General features: G+C 46.9%; 1 protein-coding gene. It reads left to right on the forward strand.

Annotation, left to right across the window (positions count from 1 at the left end; genetic code table 11):
* Positions 1-2,077: hypothetical protein (locus WCK19_RS18400; RefSeq protein ID WP_342398866.1), on the forward strand; the 2,077-nt coding region annotated here is incomplete at its 5' end.
* Positions 2,078-3,174 lie beyond the last annotated feature (1,097 nt).

The raw sequence follows: 3,174 nt of genomic DNA on the forward strand, positions 1-3,174 counted from the left end.
CGCGAGAACGGTTCGCTTATATCCACTGCCCTTAAAAGGGCGTGGTTTTACGCGATTAGCTATAAAAGAACGAACTGCGCCCGGTACGAGGCTACATACTCTACTTCAGTATGGTAACGCAGTCATTCAGGAAGGTCGTCACCCAAACGATTTTCGCAACGAGAATTACTTACCCAGTCCATTTGATTGCTGCGACCCGACCGCCGGGCAAGCTGGTACGCAAAGGCAGATACCCGCGAGAGTAGCCTGCCCTTCCTGCCCTTTTGGAAGTGATGAGAATTGGCAGAAGAAATACGGCGAGGGTAGTGAACGGTTATGGGCTTGCAATGAACATGGCTATCTAGCCAGTCGCCGCGCCAGCAAAGAGGCACAAGTAGTCATCGCCACTCCAGCCGCTTATCTTAATGGCTCAAAGCAGCTTAAAGATTTTGATATTGTAATTATAGATGAAAAACTTTACGCTCACATTAAGGAGACCTTCACCTTAGATTTTACCAACATTCAGACGTGGCGAACAAAGATTAGAGAGCAACCAGAAACCCGACCGGAGCCAATCATAGAAGAGCTATTTGGCGTACTAGAAAGAGCCTTAGCCCTAATGCCAGAGATATACAGCCAAGTCCCTACCGAAGCAGGAGCCGAGCCTGTATTTAACGGGCCTAACGCCCTCTACCCGGCAATGGCAACAATCAGAGCGGCAATTAAAGATAAGGGCTTATCACCGCTCTGGTTAGACGATCTGGCTAACAATGCACCCCTACCCGATAACCACAAACGAAATAAAGAAGGCGAAGAGGATGGTAAAAAGGATAAGGGCGATACGGACGCTTTTAGGTTTGAAACCCCCTACAGAAGCTATCAAAAGGGCTTTACAATCCCCTTCAAAGCCATGAAGGATTTACTGGAAGCTTTAGCACACGGCGACAGCCGGATTAAAGCCGCCCGGAACGGCGATGGCACGTATCGTTTTGAGATCAGTCGCTACCGAGAAAACTTGCTTGAAATAATGGGCGCGAAAACGCTAATCGTTTTGGACGCAACACCCACCCCCGATCTCTTTGCACTCTTCCCAGCAATGGAGCGCATAGAGTACCGCGTGATGCAGAATGTAGAAGTTACGCAACTGACCAATGCCACCTACACTACCCGAAATCTACACAACGAGAAAACCCGCGCCCAAGTAGAAGCACTCGCGAGCCACTTCTTCGCGTTAGTTAAACCCGACAAAGGTCTAGCGATAATGCCCAAAGCGTTTGAAGGGCCGGAGGCTGGGGAAAAAGAATTGCACCTACCAAAGGGAGTACATGCGGGTCATTGGGGATTAGACGACCGGGCGACCAATGCTTACAAAGATTGCGACGCTCTATTCTTAACAGGTCATTATATCCGTCCCCTCGATCACATACAGAGCGATATTGATCTACTGAGGAGTTACGATAAACTATCGCCCGCACCGGAACAAGAGACTGGCCCCCATCAGGAGCATGAAACCCTAAAGCTCTACAACTGGACTGACCGGACGACACAGACAACCGCCGGACGCTACAGTAAGCAAGCCAATGACCCAGAGTTGCAAAAGTGGATCGAGGCGGAATATGAGGCAAATATCCGGCAGGCGATAGGTCGCGTCCGAGGTGTAATGCGTACTCCAGCCAACCCCGCGAGGGTACTCATCACCAGTGCTGATCCAGCCGGAGCAGTCAAAGTGGACCAGTTGCTGTCGGCGAAAGAATTTCTCCACCTAGAGCAACCCTCTTTCGATTCAATAAGTCAAAACGAGGGTGTAATAGACCATGATCCCCTTAATCCTGAAATTTCACTAGATTATAGTATGGAAAAAGCAGAGGAAGACGGTCATGGCCTAAGACAGTCGCTAATTCTAAAAGAAGAAGAAGAGGGTCGCGCCGCCGCGCCGTTAACGGGCGAGGTTTTATTCCGCAGGCTGAACCTTGCCACTACCAAAGAAGAGCTTGAAGAGCTATCCGAACTGGCAAAAGAGGTGCTATTACCTTGTCAAAATTCAAATTTCGCACAAGAAATGAGGTACCGAAGAGGCCAACTTTCGCTTTACGGCTAACCGATTACACTTTAGGTTAGCCGTTTGCATAGACCAAGCAGATCGGGTTATTTGTTGTGCCTTCAAAGCTGTACGGTCAGCAAAATACTGACAAAAAGGGCTCTGGCCCAATCTTGCTGATTCTGGCATTTTGACGGAGCATGAGTAGGGAATCAACCCGCTTTAGAAATAAAACATCTCGTACCGAAATTCAATCAACTTTCTAAGCAGGGAACAGCGATTCAGCCACATTTTCAAACAAGAAACAGGAGGTGTTTCGGTTCTAGATGTATCATAACGTTAGTGGGCCGAATCCCTGACTAAAAAGGTATTGGAACCAAAGAACCAGCCTGCCGTGAAAGATTAGAAAAAATATCAAGAACCGAAATATTGAAAAACTTGGTTACAAACCCAATGGTTGAACTTATCTTCTCAAATATTTGTGGGCAACTGAGTAGACTGGTCGTAGACTGGTCTCTGCTAACCAAGACTTTTGAGACCAGTCTACAAGAAAAAACTGGTAAGAGCTAGAGATTTCCCCCGCTTTATTGAGAAGAGACCTTTTCACTTCAACCAGAAGCTAACAAACTATTCTGTCGAACTATACAAGACCGCCTAAAAGAGTAACCACTAGCATTAGCGAGAAGAAATAACAACTGTTAGCTCAGGAGGTTTTCCTCAAATTGGAAAAAAAATGGGCATTACAGGGGAAAATAATAGTAAATTGGAAACATGAACGAGAAATCAAGAGCGCACTAAGAACCACCCACACAAAGAGGAGAATGACGCACTAAGAACCACCCACACAAAGAGGAGAATGAGAGGATGAATTGAATGAAGAATCAGCTAATAAAACAAGCCCTCAAGCCCGAAGGCAAAGGTGATCCGATTTCAAAAGCCTAATCATCCGGGCGATACCACCGAAAAAAAGGAAATGACCACTAGCGAAATCAAGGATCAACGTTATATTAAGAAATCCACCTAAATCCTAAATCCTAAAGTGGAACCCCTACAATGTTGAAAAAGAAATAACCGCCACCGAGAGACCCGAAGTAATGTCGGTCATCCACCTCCGCCGCCACACTTTAATTGTCGCGCCCACTTGCAGCGGAAAAACA

The organism is Candidatus Chlorohelix sp. (assembly GCF_037138995.1).
Taxonomy (GTDB): Bacteria; Chloroflexota; Chloroflexia; order Chloroheliales; family Chloroheliaceae; genus Chlorohelix.